At 59.6% G+C, this 4,375-nt stretch carries 2 protein-coding genes; both read right to left on the bottom strand.

The features are described from left to right. Positions 1-2,688: PAS domain S-box protein (locus QMC91_RS09770; protein ID WP_300238055.1), on the bottom strand; the 2,688-nt coding region annotated here is incomplete at its 3' end. A 194-nt stretch (positions 2,689-2,882) separates the two neighbouring features. Then, positions 2,883-4,375, bottom strand: a 1,493-nt coding sequence (locus tag QMC91_RS09775) for an AMP-binding protein (protein ID WP_300238056.1), incomplete at its 5' end; no start/stop codon positions are given.

Genomic DNA, 4,375 nt, shown 5'->3' on the forward strand with positions numbered 1-4,375 from the left:
TGCCAGGAAGAGCCCGAGCCCCGTGTGACTCCCGAAACCGCGGTCGAATATCCGCGGCTTGTTCTCGACGGGGATGCCGATACCGTTATCCTCCCAGATTATCCGTGCACCCCCGTCGTCCGGCATTGCCGTGACCCGGATCTCGGTCACGGTCTTCCCGTGCCGCATGCTGTTCTCGAGGAGGTTATAAAAGACCGAGGAGAGGAGCGGGTCGGCGTAGACATAGAGATCGTCGAGATCGGTGGAGACCCTGATCCCCTTTGGCCGGAGCGTTTTTACCGCCTCCCTGACCAGAGCCCCGACAGGGAACCATTGTGGTGCCCGGACGCCGAGGTCCTGGTAGTCCCTCGTGAACCCGATCTGCGACTTGATGATCTCCGCGGCGATCTCTATCCGGTCGAGAGCACCAGCGACGGCAGGGTCGAGCGGCTCTTCACGCAGGAGGGCAAGATGCCCGAGCACCACCGTGACCTGGTTTAAGATGTCGTGGCGGACGATGTTGTTCATCAGGTTGAGCTTCTTGTTGGCCCGGATGAGCGCTGCCTCGGCCTGTTTCCAGGCGTCGATATCGTGGATCGCGTAATGAAACGCAACCGGTTGGCCTTTGTTTCCGTAGACCGGGATTGCCGAGACCTCGAACCATATGTAGTGTCCGTCTTTCCGCCGAACCCGGAGGGTGCCCTCCCTCGATGTGTAACCACCCGGATCTTCCAGCAGGGCACGGAGCATCTCCCGGTCATCCGGGTGGACCACCCGCTCGATAAAATCCGGGTCACCCAGGATCTCCTCGGGGGTGTAGCCGATCAACCTCTCGCTTGAGGGGCTGATGTAATCGACCTTACGCGGTGATGCGGTCACCCGGATGTAACAGTCATGTGAACTTTCTATAAGCGTCCTGAACCGCTCCTCGTTCTCGAGGAGTCGCTCCTGTGCACGGAGCCTGGAGAAGAGATCGGAAAAAAGATTGCCGACGATCTCAAGCAGCGTTATGTCTTCATTCGACCATCTCCGTTTTTTCCCGGCGGTCTCAAACCCTATGATACCGAGGGGCTCACTGGTGCTTGTGATCGGCACAAGGATGATCGAGGAGATCCCGTAATCCAGCAGGAAGTCGCGTATTTCCGCCTCCTCGTCTGGGAGCGCGGCAAGATCCGGGACGCATATCGTCCGCCGCGCTCTGACGTTATCGAGGCCCCAGGTGATCACGTGCTCGGGAAGGTTAAACAGCACATCGATCTGTGATTCGACCCCTTCGGCGCACCACTCGTGGGTGTTCTCGGCATGGGTGAGGTCTGCTGAGAACCGGAGGATGTAACTGCGGTCTACGCCGAGGAACGAGCCGAGCAACTCCAGCGTCTCCTGGAGAGCGTCATCGAGGTCCACAGGGTCAAGGCTGATGAACCGTGTGGAGATCAACCTCACCAGTTGTTCGAGGGTGATACGCCGCTGGATCTGGTCTGCCATCTGTTTTGACCTTGTGATGTCACGCATCGACTCGATCGCGCCGGCGAGGTTCCCCCCCGCGTCGTAGAGCGGCGATGCCTTCGCCCAGAGGTAGACCTCCTCTCCTGTCCGCGGGGAGGTGATGCGAACCTCGCGGGCGGGACTTTCACCCATCGTCCCGGCGAGGATCTTCTCCGCAAGCGACGGCGGCACCAGATCCGGGATCGCCCTGGAGATCGCATCCGCCCCCGAACCGATCATCGTGTCCTTCCTGACGCCGGTAAGTTCCTGCATTGCCCGGTTCCAGATGATGATCCTGCCATCACGGTCGAGGGCAAACGTCGGGTCGGGGAGGAAGTCGATGATGCCACGGAGTGTTGCCTGGTAGTCTTCCATCTCGCGGCACTGCGCCTCGAGCGCCTCCTGGCTTGCCGTCGCCTCCTCAAACGCCGCTGTCATCTCTTCGCGTGCATCCTTCAGTTCTTCCTCGAATCGCTTCCTGTCGGTGATATCGATCAGCGACGCAACGGAACGATCGGTTCCCGGTATGATCCCGACCGTCAGGTGAATCTCTTTCCGTCGCCCCTCCCGGTCGATCAACCCAAACTCGTATGTCCGCGGCGCCGATAAGGGGTCTATCCTCCGCTGGCGGTGGAAGTTCTCCATGCGTGCCCGGTCTTCCGGCGCGACTAAGGCCGTAAAGGGCATCTTGCCCTCGATCTCTTCCCGGGAATAGCCGCTGAGACGTTCGCACTCGGTGTTTGCAAGCGAGATCGTCATATCCCCCTCGATTATGATGGTGGCAGAACCGGTATACTCAAAGACGCTCCTGTAGAGGTCGCCTGCACGCTTTGCCTCCACCTCGGCAAGTCGTCGCCTGGCCGCCTGGAGGACGAAGTTACGGAGTTCGGCAAATCTTGCGGCAGGATTGCCGCCTTTCTGAAGGTAGAAGTCTGCGCCGCTGTTGAGCGCCTCGATGATTGCCTCCTCACGCCCACGACCGGAGAAGATGATGAACGGTGTCAGGAGTCCTCTGCGCCGAACCTCCTGGAGGAGTGCGATGCCGTTCATCTCTGGCATCTCGTAGTCGGCGACGATGACATCGTATGGGGTCTCTGTAAGCATATCGAGCGCCTGCAGTGGCGATGACGTCGTCTCGACCTGTATATCTCCACCCAGTTCCAGGTAAGCACGGGTCAGTTCGAGAAACGCAGGTTCGTCATCGACTGCAAGTATCCTGAACATACATTACGCAATGAATGACTCTGTAGCAGGAACGATAAGCCTTTTTGATTTAGCACGATATGGGGTGATCGTCACCAGATGTGGCAGAAGAGCGATCCTCTCGGGCGGGCTATTTCATGCTCTGGATAGCCCCGTGGTTCTGGACGGGATGGTTCGGGTCCCCCCGTCGGGGACTAAAAGAAGATTACTGAACCCTAACTCCCGTTCACGTGCCTGCGCAGTTCCTGCTCGCGCAGGACGTTCCTCTGGATCTTTCCGGAGATGGTCTTTGGGAGCGAGTCGACGAACTCGATCAACCGGGGATACTTGTAGGGGGCGGTAGTCTTCCGGACATGGGCCTGGAGTTCCCGGACCAGCGACTCTGATGGCTGGTAGCCCGGTTTCAGGATGATGAACGCCTTTACGACCATCCCGCGGATGAGGTCAGGCGATCCCACGACCGCAGCCTCCTGGACGGCGGGGTGCTCCATGAGGGCGCTCTCGACCTCGAACGGCCCGATCCTGTAGCCGGACGACTTGATTACGTCATCGTCCCGGCCGACGAACCAGAAGTAGCCGTCTTCGTCCAGGTAGGCCTTGTCACCGGTGTAGTAGAACCCGTTCTTGAATGACTCGCGGTTTGCTTCCGGGTTGTCCAGGTACTCAACAAAGAGTCCTACCGGTCGGGGGTCGAGCCTGATCGCGATCCTTCCTTCTTCCCTGACTCCGACAGGGTTGCCGTTGTCGTCGTGGAGCTCGATGTGCCAGCCCGGTGCCGGTCTTCCCATCGACCCTGGTTTGTGCTCCATGCAGGGGAACGTGGCGATGCAGCAGACAGTCTCCGTCTGGCCGTAACCTTCGTAGATTAACCGGTCTGTGCCCTCTTTCCAGACCCGGATAACCTCGGGGTTGAGGGGTTCTCCGGCGCTGCAACAGTGCCGCAGTTCGCGGAAGTCAAACTTATCGAGGTCTGCCAGGATCAGCATCCGGTAGACCGTCGGCGGTGCGCAGAAGGTGGTCACCTCGTACTTCTCGATCACCGGCAGGAGTTCTGTTGCCGAGAACTTTCCCCTGACATCGTATACAAAGATACAGGCACCGGCGATCCACTGCCCGAAGATCTTGCCCCAGGCGCATTTCGCCCAACCGGTATCGGAGAACGTAAGGTGGAGATCGTTTGCCGTGACGTCCTGCCAGAGCGAGGCGGTGACGATGTGCCCGAGCGGGTAGGCGTGGTTGTGGAGCACCATCTTGGGCTCGCCGGTGGTGCCGGAGGTAAAGTAGATCATCATCGGGTCGGTCGATCTTGTCTTCTTCGCGACCGGCATGCTGACGGTGTGGTGCGATACCGGCGCGGGGTAATCGAGTTCGTGGGGGTAACTTGCCCAGCCCTCGCGCTCGCCGTCCACCAGTAGAAGGGTGTCGAGCATGGAGCAGGCGTCGGCGACCCGGTCGACCTTGTCAGCATTCTCGCTGTCGGTGATGATCATCCGGAACTTGCCGGTCTGCACCCTGTATTTGATGTCCTTTGGCGTCAGCATCGTGGGGCAGGGGCAGAAGACGACGCCGAGTTTGATGAGCGCGAGGACAAAGATCCACCACTCGGGTATGCGGGGGAGCATCAGCATGACCCGGTCGCCCTTCTTGATCCCGTACTTAAGGAGGATGTTCGCGGCGCCGTTGGAGAGGTGCCGCAGTTCGCGGAATG

The organism is Methanoculleus sp. (assembly GCF_030019085.1).
Lineage (GTDB): Archaea > Halobacteriota > Methanomicrobia > Methanomicrobiales > Methanoculleaceae > Methanoculleus.